The 14,142-nt window shown below is 68.0% G+C and carries 10 protein-coding genes and 1 riboswitch; of the genes, 7 read left to right on the forward strand and 3 right to left on the reverse strand.

The window, feature by feature from the left end:
- The coding region (locus tag G9E11_RS01340) for an AAA family ATPase (protein ID WP_246468633.1) at positions 1 to 2,519 on the forward strand (2,519 nt) is incomplete at its 5' end.
- Positions 2,520 to 2,548: 29 nt separating this feature from the next.
- Positions 2,549 to 3,757: a signal recognition particle-docking protein FtsY gene (gene ftsY / locus G9E11_RS01345; RefSeq protein ID WP_190602277.1), complete on the forward strand. Its 1,209-nt coding sequence runs from the start codon at positions 2,549 to 2,551 to the stop codon at positions 3,755 to 3,757.
- A 91-nt stretch (positions 3,758 to 3,848) separates the two neighbouring features.
- On the opposite strand, the gene G9E11_RS01350 is transcribed toward ftsY, so the two are convergent.
- Positions 3,849 to 5,099: an MFS transporter gene (locus tag G9E11_RS01350; protein ID WP_190602279.1), complete on the reverse strand. Its 1,251-nt coding sequence runs from the start codon at positions 5,097 to 5,099 to the stop codon at positions 3,849 to 3,851.
- A 226-nt stretch (positions 5,100 to 5,325) separates the two neighbouring features.
- Between G9E11_RS01350 and G9E11_RS01355 the strand changes: the two genes are divergently transcribed.
- Together G9E11_RS01355 and G9E11_RS01360 are read left to right on the forward strand one after the other, a co-directional pair.
- The gene (locus G9E11_RS01355; RefSeq protein ID WP_190602281.1) at positions 5,326 to 6,684 is read left to right on the forward strand and encodes an ammonium transporter; all 1,359 of its coding nucleotides are present in this window, start codon (positions 5,326 to 5,328) and stop codon (positions 6,682 to 6,684) included.
- Positions 6,681 to 7,019 carry a P-II family nitrogen regulator gene (locus G9E11_RS01360; protein ID WP_003806050.1) on the forward strand — a complete coding sequence of 113 codons (339 nt, stop codon included), beginning with the start codon at positions 6,681 to 6,683 and terminating at the stop codon, positions 7,017 to 7,019. Before G9E11_RS01355 ends, G9E11_RS01360 begins: the two co-directional genes overlap by 4 nt.
- Before the next feature lie 89 nt (positions 7,020 to 7,108).
- On the opposite strand, the gene G9E11_RS01365 is transcribed toward G9E11_RS01360, so the two are convergent.
- Positions 7,109 to 8,491: a glucose-6-phosphate dehydrogenase gene (locus G9E11_RS01365; RefSeq protein ID WP_190602283.1), complete on the reverse strand. Its 1,383-nt coding sequence runs from the start codon at positions 8,489 to 8,491 to the stop codon at positions 7,109 to 7,111.
- 84 nt (positions 8,492 to 8,575) lie between these two features.
- On the opposite strand from G9E11_RS01365, the gene ffh reads away from it, so the two are divergent.
- Both ffh and G9E11_RS01375 read left to right on the forward strand, forming a co-directional pair.
- Complete coding sequence (gene ffh, locus G9E11_RS01370) at positions 8,576 to 10,159, forward strand: signal recognition particle protein (RefSeq protein WP_190602285.1); 1,584 nt, start codon at positions 8,576 to 8,578, stop codon at positions 10,157 to 10,159.
- Positions 10,160 to 10,215: 56 nt separating this feature from the next.
- Positions 10,216 to 10,950 (forward strand): alpha/beta fold hydrolase, encoded by a 735-nt coding sequence (locus G9E11_RS01375; protein WP_190602287.1) that lies wholly within the window; start codon positions 10,216 to 10,218, stop codon positions 10,948 to 10,950.
- 80 nt (positions 10,951 to 11,030) lie between these two features.
- Here G9E11_RS01375 and thiC read toward each other — a convergent pair whose 3' ends face one another.
- Positions 11,031 to 12,830, reverse strand: coding sequence for a phosphomethylpyrimidine synthase ThiC (gene thiC, locus G9E11_RS01380; protein ID WP_190602289.1), 1,800 nt, complete (start codon positions 12,828 to 12,830; stop codon positions 11,031 to 11,033).
- Positions 12,826 to 12,933, reverse strand: a riboswitch (TPP riboswitch). (Overlaps the previous gene by 5 nt.)
- Positions 12,934 to 13,020: 87 nt before the next feature.
- Between thiC and G9E11_RS01385 the strand changes: the two genes are divergently transcribed.
- Positions 13,021 to 14,103 carry an amidohydrolase family protein gene (locus G9E11_RS01385; RefSeq protein WP_190602291.1) on the forward strand — a complete coding sequence of 361 codons (1,083 nt, stop codon included), beginning with the start codon at positions 13,021 to 13,023 and terminating at the stop codon, positions 14,101 to 14,103.
- The last annotated feature ends 39 nt before the right edge of the window (positions 14,104 to 14,142 follow it).

Below are 14,142 nucleotides of genomic sequence, written 5' to 3' on the forward strand. Positions count from 1 at the left end.
CCGCCGAGGATGCCGCCGCGGCCGAGGAGAAGCGGCTCACCGCCGCGCTGCGCGCCGCCGCAGACCGGCGTGAGGGCTTGGCGCGGCTGGCCGGCCAGGTGGGCGCGGCGCGGTCAAAGGTGGAATCTGCCCAGGCCGAAGTGGGCAGGCTGCGCGAATCCCTGGCCGCAGGCGATGAGCGCCGCCGGCATGCCCAGTCCGAGTTTACGGCGCTGGAATCGCAGGTGGCGGGCGCGGAGGACGGTGAGGAAACCCTTGACGCCGAATACGAGGACGCCAGCGCCGCCCTCGACGGCATCCTCGCGGAGATCGATTCGATGAAAAGCACCGAGCGCGACGCCGTCCGCGAACGGGACGCGCTCAAGGCACGGCACGAGGCCCTTCAGCTGGGCCTCAACCGCAAGGACGGCTCCGAGCATGTCCTCGGTGCCGGGGTGGCTGGCACGGTCGGCCCGCTGGCGAGGGCACTGACCGTTGAACCGGGCTATGAGGCCGCCGTCGCTGCAGCCCTGGGCAGCGCTTCGGATGCCATCGTGGTGCGGGACGCCGGAACGGCGGCAGAATTGGTGCGACTCCTCAGGGAGGACGACGCCGGCCGTGCCACGCTGCTGCTCGAGGCAGCGGCACCTCCGGCAGGAGCGCCCGCTGCCGGGGGGAAAACCGCTGCAGGAAGCCGTGCCCTGCCAGCCGGGGCCCGCCCGGCGGCTGATTTGGTAACGGCCTCCGGAACCACGGCGGCGGCCGTGCGTACGCTGCTCGCTGCCACCGCCGTCGTCGACGATCATGACACGGCGGCGGAGCTGGTCGCCGGGCGTCCCGACCTTACCGCCGTGACGCTCGCCGGTGACGTGTTCACCGCCTTGACCGTCACCGGCGGTTCCGCGAAGGCGCCCTCGCTGCTTGAGGTACAGGCCGCCGTCGACGACGCCGCGTCCCGTCTGACGGCGCTCACCGCCCGGCTCGAACAGGGCCGCTTTGCCCTGGCTGCCGCCGAGGCCCGACGCGCCGAGGCGCAGGAACGCGCGGACGCCGCGCTGGAGCGCCTGCATGAATCGGATGCCCGGCTGGCAGCGGTGGCCGAACGGCTGGGCCACCTCAACTCGGTCCTTCGCAGCGCCGTCGGCGAAAGCGAACGGCTGGCCGCGTCGCTGGCCCGTGCGGAGGCAAACATCGTGGCCGAGCAGGAGGCGCTGACGGCGGTGACAGCCCGGCTGGCGGCCGCCCAGGACGCGCCCGCCGAGGAGGAACCTTCCACGGAACAGCGGGACGCGCTGGCCCTGGCCGCATCCCGCGCACGGTCGGCCGAGATGGAAGCCCGGCTGTCCCTGCGCAGCCGGGAAGAGCAGCTCACGGCCATCAGCAACCGGGCCGCCTCCCTGGAGCGCGCGGCGGCCTCGGAGCGCCGGGCGCGTGAACAGGCCGCCGAACGGGCCCGCCGCCGAAGGATCCAGGCCAAGAGGGCGGCGGCAGTCTCGGCCGTGGCGGAGCACCTGATCCGGTTTAGCGACGTTTCCGTTGAGCTGGCCGGCAGGGAGCGGGACCTTGCCGAGCAGGTCCGGGAGCAGCGGGACCGGGAACTCACCGCTATCCGTACGGCCAACGAGGCGCTGGTCCGCGAACTCGCGGAACTGACCGACTCGGTGCACCGTGACGAGCTGGGGCGTGCCCAGCAGCGGCTCCGGATCGAGGCGCTGGAAACGAAATCGGTGGAGGAGCTGGGGCTGACTGCGGACCAGCTAGTGGCAGACTACGGGCCGGACCAGCCCGTGCCCCTGCCCGCCTCCGCTTCCACGGACAAGTGGGCGGCGCTGCGGGCACCCGTCGATGCCGGGGGCCAGCCGGTGGTGGAGGGCGTGCCGTTCGTCCGCGCGGACCAGGAAAAGCGACTCCGCAGGGCGGAGCGGGACCTGTCGTCGCTGGGCAAGGTCAACCCCCTGGCGCTGGAGGAGTTCGCCGCACTGGAGGAACGCCACCAGTTCCTCAGCACCCAGCTGGAGGACCTCAAGGCCAGCCGCAAGGACCTGCTGGACATCATCAAGGAAGTCGACGACCGCGTGCAGAAGGTCTTCTCGGAGGCCTTCGCGGACACCTCGGCCCAGTTCGTGCGGGTCTTCGGCCGGCTCTTCCCGGGCGGGGAGGGAAGGCTGGTCCTGACCGACCCCACGGACATGCTCACCACCGGCATCGAGGTCGAGGCCAGGCCCGCGGGCAAGAAAATCAAGCGGCTGTCGCTGCTCTCCGGCGGCGAAAGGTCGCTCACCGCGGTGGCCCTGCTCGTGGCCATCTTCAAGGCCCGGCCCTCGCCGTTCTACGTCATGGACGAGGTCGAAGCGGCCCTGGATGACACCAACCTCGGCCGACTCATTACGATCTTCGAAGAACTCCGCGAATCCAGCCAGCTGATCGTGATTACCCACCAGAAGCGAACCATGGAGGTGGCCGACGCGCTCTACGGTGTGACCATGCGGGGCGACGGCGTGTCCACCGTCATCAGCCAGCGGCTCGGAGCGGACGTTTAGGGACCTGTGGCTTGTGAGAAGCTAGGGGTGTGAATGACATTATCCCCATTCTTCTGCCCATTCTGGCTGCCCTGGTAGTTATCGGCGGGCTGGTTCCGGTGCTGATGAAGGCCCGGAAATCCCGCACGCAATACCTCGGCACCCGGGACGCCAACGACCCCGCTGAGCCGCTCGGCGGCGGAGGGACCCTCCTGGAGGACCGGCCGGCTGCGCCTGCTGATCGTCAGGCGCCGGACGCCGTCGACCTCGAAGGGCTGGAAACCGAGGTCCCGGATGACGCGGCCGGCCTGGAAACCATTCCCGTGGAGACGCCGCTGCCCGTGGCGGGGCGGCTCAACCGCCTCCGGGAGCGTCTGGTCAAGTCCAACAACGTGCTCGGCAAGGGCCTGCTGGCGCTGCTCTCCAGCGACAAGATCGACGAGGACGTCTGGGATGAGGTGGAGGAAACCCTGCTCCTGGCCGACCTTGGCACTGAACCCACCATGCAGCTGGTGGATGCGCTCCGCGAACGCGTGAAGGTCCTGGGCACCCGCGACCCCGAGCACGTCAAGGCGCTGCTGCGCGAAGAGCTCATCAAGATCGTGGACCCGTCCATGGACAGGAGCCTGCGGGTAGACCGGCACGCGGACAGGCCCGCCGTCGTGATGGTGGTGGGCGTTAACGGCGTAGGCAAGACCACCACGGTGGGCAAGCTGGCCCGCGTGCTCGTGGCAGAGGACAAGGACGTCATCCTCGGCGCGGCCGACACCTTCCGCGCCGCCGCGGCAGAACAGCTGGCCACCTGGGGTCAGCGCGTCGGCGTTCCCACCGTGAAATCCGATATTGACGGCGCGGACCCGGCATCCGTGGCGTACGAGGCCGTCAAGGCCGGCATCGACCAGGAAGTCGACGTCGTCATGATCGACACCGCCGGCCGCCTACAGAACAAGGTCGGCCTGATGGATGAGCTCGGCAAGGTCAAGCGCGTCGTGGAAAAGCTGGCAGAGGTGGACGAGGTCCTCCTGGTGCTGGACGCCACCACCGGCCAGAACGGGCTCAACCAGGCACGGGTCTTCGCCGAGGTGGTCAACATCACCGGCATCGTGCTGACCAAGCTGGACGGAACCGCGAAGGGCGGCATCGTCGTCGCCATCCAGAAGAGCCTCGGAGTACCAGTGAAGCTCATCGGCCTCGGCGAAGGTGCGGACGACCTCGCGCCGTTCGAGGCCGAGGGTTTCGTCGACGCCCTCCTGAACTAGGGCCCGTCACACCAAACAGCAGCTCCCAACTGGGTAGCAGCAGGGGGCGTTCCCAGCCTTGGGAACGCCCTCTGCTGCTACCCACATGGGTTTAAGTGGCGTCTGCAGGCTCGCGGTGCACCGTCTCCCGCGCGGCCAGCCAGCCTGCCGCGGCGACCAGGAGCACGGCGCCCGTGGCTGCGAAGGCCCAGCTGTAACCCAGCCGGTCGGCCAGCAAACCGACGAGCACCGGCCCAAGGATGGCACCGATGTCCGATGTCATCTGGTAGGCCGCCAGTACAGGTCCGCCGGAACGTTCGCGGCCGATCACATCGGCGACCGCGGCCTGTTGCGCCGGATTGAGCATTCCCGCTCCCACTCCCGCCAGCATCGAGGCGCCCAGGAACCACCCCAGCCCCTGCGTCAGGCCGATCGCGGCCGTCGCCGCGCCGGTGACCACGAGCCCCGCCACCATCATCGGCTTCCTGCCCAGGCTGTCGGCCAGTCGGCCGGACACGGTCAGGGCGAGGGCATTTCCGGCGGCGAAGACTGCCAGCGCCCAGCCTGCTGCCCCGGGCCCGGAGTTCAGGGCGGTAACGGCAAACAGCGGCACCGTGGCCATGCGGACACCGAAAGTAGCCCAGCCGTTGGCGAAGCTGGACAGCATGGCGGCCCGGTAGGCGCTGTCGCGGAAGGCCTCGCCGAGTTTCATGGCCGGCGCAGCCGCTGCCTGGCCGCGGGCAGAGCCGGGAACATGGCTGAGCTGCGTCTGCACCACCAGGGCAGCCAGGACGAGCGCGCCCGCATAGGCCAGGAACGGGATGCGCAGGCCGAAGCCGGCGAGCAGGCCGCCGACGATGGGCCCGCAGACGTTGCCGATCAGGAACGCCGACGCGTACGCGCCGGACACCCGGCCGCGGCTCTCCGGCGGGGCCAGCCTGATGACCAGTGCCATAGATGCCACCGTGAACATGACCGATCCGGCACCGCCCAGCCCGCGGAACACCAGCAGCTGCCAGTAGCTCTGGGCGAAGGCGCAGGCCGCGGTGGACGCCGCCACGATGAGAAGGCCGGCGACGTAGACCGGACGCTCGCCGAGCCTGCCGATGAGGGCACCGCCGGCGGGCGCGAAGAGCAGCCGCATAAGCGCAAAGATGCTGACGATGACAGCGGCGGCCGTAGCGCCGACGTCGAACGTGGTGGCGAACTGCGGCAGCACCGGCGCCACCAGGCCGAAGCCCAGCGCAATCAGGAAGGCTGCGACAAGCATCACCTTGATGTCACGGGGCAGCGGAGCGCCGTCGGCGCGGCGGACCGTGGTGAAACGTAGTTTGCCCGCGGCATTACGGGGGAGTGGGCTCATGAAGCGGCGAATCCTTGCTAAACAGGCAGGGCGGGCGTTTGGGGGCGATGAAACATAACCGTAACAAGCAGGATATGCACCATTTACGTCTGGGAGGTTGTTGTAACAGACCGGCAATCTAAATCCTCCGCCAGCGAAACACACCGCGGCAAAACTTGATCCAGGACGCAAAAGGCGTTGGGCAGGCGGATCACTCCGCAGCATTCGATCAGAGAGGACGTGCACCATGGAACTTACCGCAGGTCACGTATGGCTCATGGTGGCGGCGGCACTCGTGCTGTTCATGACACCAGGTCTGGCATTTTTCTACGGCGGCATGACGCGCGCCAAGGCAGCACTGAACATGATGATGATGAGCTTCATCTCCATCGGCATGGTCGGCGTGGTGTGGGTACTCTGGGGCGCATCGATGAGCTCCGGCGAGGGGTTCCTGCAAATTGTCGGGAACCCGTTCGCCACGTTCGGCCTCGAGGGCATCACCACCCCTGACGGCCTCATCAAGGTCGGCTACGCGGCCACGTTCGCGATCATCACGGTCGCCCTCATCAGCGGCGCCATCGCAGACCGCGCCAAGTTCGGCGCCTGGAGCGTCTTCGTGCCCGTCTGGGTCACGCTGGTGTACTGCCCCCTCGCCTACATGGTCTGGGGCGGCGGTCTCTTCGGCCCCGAGGGCGCCATCGGCAAGGCTCTCGGCCCCGCGATCGACTTCGCCGGCGGTACCGTGGTCCACATCAACGCCGGTGTGGCCGCGCTGATCCTGGTCCTCATCATCGGGAACCGCAAGGGCTTCGGCAAGGACCCGAACCACCGCCCCCACAACATCCCGTTCGTCATGCTCGGCGCGGCCATCCTGTGGTTCGGCTGGTTTGGCTTCAACGGCGGCGCCGCCACCACCGCGGAACAGGGCGGCCTGATCTGGGTCAACACCCTGGCTGCTCCGGCTGCGGCCATGCTCGGCTGGCTGGTCACCGAACGTGTCCGTGACGGCCACCCCACCTCGCTCGGTGCTGCCTCCGGTGTGGTTGCCGGCCTGGTCGCAATTACCCCCGCCTGTGCAAACGTCAGCCCGGTAGGTGCCCTTGGACTCGGCGTCGTCGCCGGTGTGGCCTCGGCACTCGCCGTCGGCCTCAAGTTCCGCTGGGGCTTCGATGACTCCCTGGACGTCGTCGGCGTCCACCTCGTCTCCGGCATCATCGGCACCGTTGCCCTCGGCTTCATCGCCCTTCCGACCGACGGCGTCGGCGGCGGCCTCTTCTACGGCGGCGGCTTCACCCAGCTCTGGGCCCAGCTGGCGGCAGCCGGCATCGCCATCGCCTACTCGGCTGTCCTGACCGCGATTATCGCAGTGGCCATCCACAAGACGATGGGCTTCCGGGTCTCCCAGGAGCAGGAAGCAGTGGGCGTGGACCTCAGCCTGCACGCAGAAACGGCCTACGAGTTTGGCGTCGGCGGCCACGGCGGCAGCTTCCAGCCCCTGCACGAGCTGATCACCGGCGGGCAGGCCAGCGGCACCGACGCTGTTCCCGCAGACAGCGACGGCAAGAAGACAGCAGCAGCAACAGGTAAGGAAAGCGTGGGGGCATGAAACTGATCACAGCAATCGTTCGTCCGGAGAAGCTCGAATCGATCCGTGAAGGACTGGAGGCCTACGGGGTCCAGGGCCTGACGGTCAGTGCGGCCAGCGGCTACGGCCGGCAGCGCGGCTACACCGAGGTCTACCGCGGCGCCGAGTACAACGTGGACCTGCTGCCCAAGATCCGCGTTGAGGTGCTCGCCACGGACGAACAGGCTGACGACATCCTGGATGTCATCATCGCCAGCTCCAACACGGGCCGGGCCGGCGACGGCAAGGTCTGGACGGTCGATGTCTTCGAAGCAGTGCGGGTGCGGACGGGTGAACGCGGCGTAGCCGCCATCTAACCGGCCACCAGCCCAACGCAGCGAGAGGGCCGGTCACCACAATGGTGACCGGCCCTCTCTGCGCGTTAACCGTTTTGGGGGCGGGAAGCCTATTCGGGTGCGGGCCCGCCGGAGCCGGCCCGGTATTCCTCCAGCGGCACCTTGCCGGCCGCCCAGGCAGCCAGCACCGGCTCCACGATCCGCCAGCATTCCTCGGCGGTGTCGCCCCTGACCGACAGCAGGGGGTCTCCCGTCAGGACGCCTTCCAGCACTTCCCCGTAAGGCAGCAGCTCGGAGGCGTTGAGCTCGGCCACGAGCGCGGCGCGGTCAAGGCTGAAGATGTCCCCGGGGCCGTTGACGTCGACGTCGAGCTCCAGGGTGTCCGGGCCGAAGCCGATCCGGAGCGTGTTGGGAGTGTCCCTGCCGGTGAATCCGGCAGGCAGGTGCGGCACCGGCCGGAAGGTGACCACAGCCTCCTTGCGCTTGGTCCCGAGGGCCTTGCCGGAACGGAGGATGAACGGCACCCCCTTCCAGCGCCAGTTGTCGATGTCCACGCGCACCTCGGCCAGGGTCTCGGTGTTCCGGTCCGGGTCCACGCCCTCTTCCGCGGCGTAATCGGGGATGTCCTTGCCGCCGAGGCTTCCCGCCAGGTAGCGCGCCCGCCGGGTGCTGTCCGTGTAGGGCGGCTTGATGCTGCTGGCCCGCAGGACGGCGGCGATGGCGTCGCGGAGGTCGCGCTCGCCGATGGTGGCCGGCGGCTCGATGGCCAGCAGCGCCATGATCTGCAGCAGGTGGCTCTGGATCATGTCGCGCAGCGCGCCCGCACCGTCGTAGTAGCGTGCCCGGCCCTCCAGGGCCAGGTCCTCATCGAAGATGATTTCTACCTTGGCGATGTGGTCGCGGTTCCAGACCGGCTCCAGGAAATTGTTCGCGAACCGCAGGCCAAGGATATTCAGGACTGTGGCCTTGCCCAGAAAATGGTCCACCCGGTGGATGTGGTCCTCCGGAACAAGGGACAGGAGTGTCCGGTTGAGCTCGCGGGCCGACTCCTCGCCAGCGCCGAAGGGCTTCTCCATGACCAGACGGGTCCCGGCGGGGACCTGCTCCGGGCGCAGGATTTCGCAGGCCTTCTGGCTCACCTGCGGTGGCAAGGCGAAGTAGACCGCAACCGGCCCCTCGAGGCCGGCCAGGAGTTCTGCCAGCGGGCCGTCAGCGGTGACGTCGGCCTGGTGGTATTCCGTGGACTTCGCCATGGCCGCCAGCGCGTCCCTGCCGGCGTCCGTCGCCGTTTCGGCGGCAGCGTCAAAGGCGGTGTGCACGCGTTCCTGCCACTGTTCGGGTGACCACGGGTCCGATCCGGCCCCCACGAGCAGCAGGCCGGCGGCACGTCCTGTGGCCACCAGCCTGGCCAGGCCGGGAAGGAGGAGCCGTCCGGTGAGATCGCCGGAGGCACCGAGGATGAGCAGGGTTTTTACAGTCGTTTGGCTCGTCACCCTGCCAGCATGCCACCTTGCAGGCGTGTCTTGATACCCTAGATAGTCGAGTCTCGTACATCCACTGAAAGAAGTGCACGGCGCGTGTTCAATTCACTCTCTGACCGGTTGACAGCAACCTTCAAGAACCTTCGCGGCAAGGGCCGCCTCACCGAGGCAGATGTCGACGCCACAGTCCGCGAGATCCGGCGCGCCCTGCTGGACGCGGATGTTGCCGTGCCGGTGGTCCGCGAGTTCACCGGGCAGGTCCGTGAACGCGCGCTTGGCGCCGAGGTCTCCGGGGCCCTGAACCCCAGCCAGCAGATCGTGAAGATCGTCAACGAGGAACTTGTTGAGATCCTCGGCGGCGAGACGCGGCGCATCCGGATGGCGAAGACCGGCCCCACCATCATCATGCTCGCCGGCCTCCAGGGCGCCGGCAAGACCACCCTGGCCGGAAAGCTGGCCAAGTGGATGAAGGCGCAGGGCCACAGCCCCCTCCTCGTCGCCTGTGACCTCCAGCGCCCCAATGCCGTGACACAGTTGCAGGTAGTGGGCCAGCGCGCGGGAGCTCCCGTCTTCGCTCCGCACCCGGGCGCCACCTCCGAACTGGCGCACCCGGCCGGCGACCCCGTCGCCGTGGCACGGGCCGGCGTCGAGGAAGCACGCCAGAAACTGCACGACGTCGTTATTGTTGACACCGCCGGCCGTCTCGGCGTCGACGCCGACATGATGGAGCAGGCGCGCCAGATCCGCCGCGCCATTGTGCCCAACGAAGTCCTCTTCGTGATCGACTCCATGATCGGCCAGGACGCCGTCAATACGGCGACCGCCTTCGATGAAGGCGTGAACTTCACCGGCATCGTGCTGTCAAAGCTCGACGGCGACGCGCGCGGCGGTGCCGCGCTGTCCGTCTCGTCGGTCACCGGCAAGCCCGTGATGTTCGCCTCGACAGGTGAAAGCCTGGACGACTTCGAACTCTTCCACCCGGACCGGATGGCCTCGCGCATCCTGGACATGGGTGACGTCCTGTCCCTCATTGAGCAGGCTGAAAAGTCCTGGGACAAGGATGAAGCCGCCCGGATGGCGAAGAAGTTCGCCGACCAGGAGGACTTCACGCTCGACGACTTCCTGGCCCAGATGCAGCAGATCCGCAAAATGGGCTCCATGAAGAAGATGCTCATGATGATGCCCGGTGCGCAGAACATCCGGCAGCAGCTGGAGCAGTTCGATGAGCGCGAGATCGACCGGGTGGAGGCCATTGTCCGCTCCATGACCCCGCACGAGCGCGTGGCTCCCAAGATCATCAACGGCTCCCGCCGGGCCCGCATCGCCCGTGGCTCCGGCGTGCACGTATCCGAGGTCAACGGGCTGCTGGAGCGCTTCGCCCAGGCCCAGAAGATGATGAAGAAAATGGCCCAGGGCGGCGGCATGCCGGGAATGCCCGGGATGCCCGGGATGGGGGCAGGCGGTGCCCGCAAGGGCGGCGGCAAGAACGCGCCCAAGAAGAAGGCCCGTTCCGGCAACCCTGCCAAGGCGGCGCAGGAGCTTCGCGAGGCCGAGGCCAGGCGGGCCGCCGGGGCCAAGGCGGTGCCCACCGGAGCCGCGTTCGGCCAGCAGTCGGGCGACTTTGATCCGTCCCAGCTGAACCTCCCCAAGGGCTTCGACAAGTTCATGGGCGGCAAATAGGGAGCACGGTCATGTCGGCCGGTGCCGATGTCAGACCGCTGCCATAAGGTTGGGTCATGTTTAAGCAGCGGGTAGTGTTCGTCCACGGTGCCGGTAACTTCGGCTCCGTTGCGTGGCCGCGCCAGCACGGCATGGCCCTGCAGTATGACGCCCTGTTTCTGCGGCGCCACGGCTTTGACGCCGAAGCAGAGCCGCTGGAAACCGACTTCGCCGAGGACGCCCGCATTGTGCTGCGGTCCTTGGCCGACGACGGCCGCGGGGCCGCCGGGGGCCACGTTGTGGCGCATTCTCAGGGGGCCATCGCAGCGATGATGGCCGCCGTCGAACGCCCTGACCTTGTCTTCTCGCTGACGCTCGTGGAGCCGGCATGCCTGTCGCTCACCGCTGAATTGCCGGCCACCGCCGCGCACCGGGCCCTGATGGAGCCTTTGTTCGAGGTCCGGCACCAGCTTGGCGACGACGACTACGAGCGCGAGTTCCTGCGCCGCGCCTTCGCCGCGGACACGCCGGAGCCCAGCACCCCTGAGGCGAAGCGCGCGGCCAGGAGACTGCGGCTGCAGGCACCGCCGTGGCAGGCGCCGCTGCAGATCGTGCCGGGTGTTCCCACCTTGGTCGTCACCGGCGGCTGGGAGCCGCTGTACGAGGAAATCGCGGGATACCTGCGCGAGACCGGCGCCCTGCACCGCATTGCTGCGGGAGGGCACCGGCCCCACGACTCGCCGGAGGGTGACCGCTTCATCAGGTCATTCATCTCCGAGGTCAGCCGCCGGCAGCAGCCCCGGGCCTCCTGAAGACTCGGCCTCCTGACCAACGTTCCGCGCCCACGTCCGGCTGGCCCCCAATGCCAGCCGGACGTGGTCACCAACGCCGGTCAGTTGCGGGCCGACTCCGGAAGCCGCAGCTCCGGCAGGTATACCTTTCCGCCCGCCGCCAGGAACTCCTGGCTCTTCTCGCGCATGCCCTCCGCCATCTCCGCGAGGGCGGCCTGCGCTTCGGCTGAGCCGTACTCGTTCCGGATGTCCTGGCTGATCCGCATGGAGCAGAACTTGGGACCGCACATCGAACAGAAGTGCGCCGTCTTGGCAGGCTCGGCAGGCAGTGTCTCGTCGTGGAAGGACTCGGCCGTCACCGGGTCCAGGGACAGCGCAAACTGGTCGCGCCAGCGGAACTCGAACCGGGCCTTGGACAGCGCATCGTCCCGCTCGTTCGCGCCGGGGTGCCCCTTGGCAAGGTCGGCCGCGTGGGCGGCGATCTTGTAGGTGATGACGCCGGTCTTCACATCGTCCTTGTTTGGCAGGCCCAGGTGTTCCTTGGGCGTGACGTAGCACAGCATTGCCGTGCCGTACCGGGCGATTTCGGTCGCGCCGATGGCCGAGGTGATGTGGTCGTAGCCGGGGGCCACGTCCGTGACCAGCGGGCCCAGCGTGTAGAAGGGCGCACCCTTGCAGAGCTCCTGCTGGCGCTCAACGTTCTCGCGCACCAGGTGGAACGGGATGTGGCCCGGCCCTTCCACCATGACCTGGACGTCGTACTCCCAGGCCCGCTGGGTCAGTTCAGCCAGGGTGTCCAGTTCGGCGAACTGCGCGGCGTCATTGGCGTCCGCCGTCGCTCCCGGCCGGAGGCCGTCTCCCAGTGAGAAGGCGACGTCGTACTTCGCGAAGATCTCGCACAGCTCGTCGAAGTGGGTGTACAGGAAGTTTTCCTGGTGGTGGGCCAGGCACCAGCCGGCCATGATCGAGCCGCCGCGGGAGACGATGCCGGTGACGCGGTTCGCCGTGAGCGGGACGTACCGCAGCAGCACGCCGGCGTGGATGGTCATGTAGTCCACACCCTGTTCGCACTGCTCGATGACGGTGTCGCGGAAGATTTCCCAAGTCAGGGCGTTCGCTTCGCCGTTGACCTTTTCCAGGGCCTGGTAGATCGGGACCGTGCCGATGGGGACGGGGGAGTTGCGGATGAGCCACTCACGGGTGGTGTGGATGTCGTCGCCCGTGGACAGGTCCATCACGGTGTCCGCGCCCCACTGGGTGGCCCACTGCAGCTTGTCCACCTCCTCGGCGATGGAGCTGGTGACGGCCGAGTTGCCGATGTTGGCGTTGATCTTCACGAGGAACGCCTTGCCGATGATCATCGGCTCGGATTCCGGGTGGTTGATGTTGGTGGGAATGATGGCCCGTCCGGCAGCGAGTTCGCTGCGGACCAGTTCCACATCGCAGTTCTCGCGGAGGGCCACGAAGCGCATCTCGGGGGTGATGGTGCCTTGCCGCGCATAGTGCATTTGCGTCACGGTCCTTCCTTCTGCCGCACGGCGGGGCACCGGCCTGGCGCCCTTCCATTCGGCGGAAGCCGCGCCGCGGCGCACGGCTGACTTGCCGTCGTCGAGCAGGTTCCGTTCACGTCCGTCGTACGTCTCCGTGTCTGCCCGTGCCGCTATCCAGTCCGCACGGAACGGCGGGAGTCCCACCACCGGGTCGCTGCCCGGACCGGCCGTTCGGTAAACGCGCAGCGGATCGTTCTGCTCGCCGTTCGGTGAAGGCTCCAGGGCGATTTCCGTTACCGGAACCCGCAGGCCGTCCCCCTCCAGATAAGCCAGTGAATGGGATTTCAGCGACTGCGTTACGGTAGCGGAACCGTTTTGGGCAGGGCTCTGCTGTGATTTCTGGGTGCTCAATTTACTGCTCACTTCCTTCGCCGGCATTACCCGGACAGGTTCAACGGTCGCAGGCTGCACCAGCCTGATCTCAGCCCCTGCAGGGGCACCCGTGTGGTCGTAGACGAAGCTACCACACCCCGGATTTCGCCCGGCCATCTGTGAAGACCAAGCCGGATCTCCGTTACGGGGAGCCGATTAGGCTGGAACCATGGCGCACATCATTGAATTCAGCGGACCCGTGCTCACTGCTGCGGACCAGGAACGCCGCGGGCTCTGGGCGGTGGACGGGAAGCTGACGTTCAGTTCTCCGGGCCAGCGGCCGGACGCCGTCCTGGACGGCTGGGTCCTGCCCGGCTTCGTCGATGCCCACTGCCACATCGGGCTGGGGCCGGGCGGTGCCGTGGACGACGACGTGGCGTATGACCAGGCCATAACGGACCGCAACGCCGGCACGCTGCTGGTCCGGGACGCCGGAGCGGCCAGCGACACCCGGTGGCTGCAGCAGCGGGCCGACACGCCCCGGATCATCAGGGCAGGCCGGCATGTGGCCCGGTCCCGCCGGTACCTGAGGAACTTTGCGGTGGAAGTCGAGCCGGAGGGCCTCGTGGAGGCGGTGCGCAAGCAGGCCCGGGAAGGTGACGGCTGGGTCAAGCTGGTGGGGGACTGGATCGACCGGACCGCAGGCGACCTCGCGCCGTCATTCCCTGCCGCGGCCGTGCGGGACGCCGTCCGGGCAGCCCACGACGAAGGGGCCAGGGTCACGGCCCACTGCTTTGGCGAGGACACCCTGGACGACATGCTGGACGCCGGCATCGACTGCATCGAGCACGCCACGGGCCTGCTGCCCCGGCACATTCCGCGGTTCGTCGAGCAGAAGGTGCCGATTGTGCCGACACTCGTCAACATCGCCACCTTCCCGGACATCGCCAGCCAGGCCGAGCAGAAGTTCCCGCAGTATGCGGAGCACATGCGCGCACTGTGGGCCCGCCGTCGCGAGCGTGTCCTGGAAGCCTACGAGGCCGGCGTCGAAATCTACGCGGGAACGGATGCCGGCAGCGTGATCCGCCACGGCCGCATCGCGGACGAAATCCTCGAACTGCACGCCGCCGGCCTCCCGGCACGTGCGGCGCTGGAAGCGGCCTGCTGGCGTGCGCGCCGCTGGCTGGGGGCCGAGGGCCTGGCGGAGGGCGCGGACGCCGACGTGGTGGTGTGCCGGGAGGACCCACGCACCGAGCCGGAGACCATCCGGAGCCTCACGAATGTGGTGCTTCGGGGAAAGGTCTTGCATTAGGAATAAATTGAAGCTTCAAGTAATTTAGAGATGTAGAGG

The organism is Arthrobacter ipis (assembly GCF_014694315.1).
Taxonomy (GTDB): Bacteria; Actinomycetota; Actinomycetes; order Actinomycetales; family Micrococcaceae; genus Arthrobacter; species Arthrobacter ipis.

Bases quoted from the DNA above. Each gene is read 5' to 3' on its own strand.
- G9E11_RS01350 (WP_190602279.1), bottom strand. From the start codon at position 5,099: ATGAGCCCACTCCCCCGTAATGCCGCGGGCAAACTACGTTTCACCACG.
- G9E11_RS01355 (WP_190602281.1), top strand. From the start codon at position 5,326: ATGGAACTTACCGCAGGTCACGTATGGCTCATGGTGGCGGCGGCACTC.
- G9E11_RS01360 (WP_003806050.1), top strand. From the start codon at position 6,681: ATGAAACTGATCACAGCAATCGTTCGTCCGGAGAAGCTCGAATCGATC.
- G9E11_RS01375 (WP_190602287.1), top strand. From the start codon at position 10,216: ATGTTTAAGCAGCGGGTAGTGTTCGTCCACGGTGCCGGTAACTTCGGC.
- G9E11_RS01385 (WP_190602291.1), top strand. From the start codon at position 13,021: ATGGCGCACATCATTGAATTCAGCGGACCCGTGCTCACTGCTGCGGAC.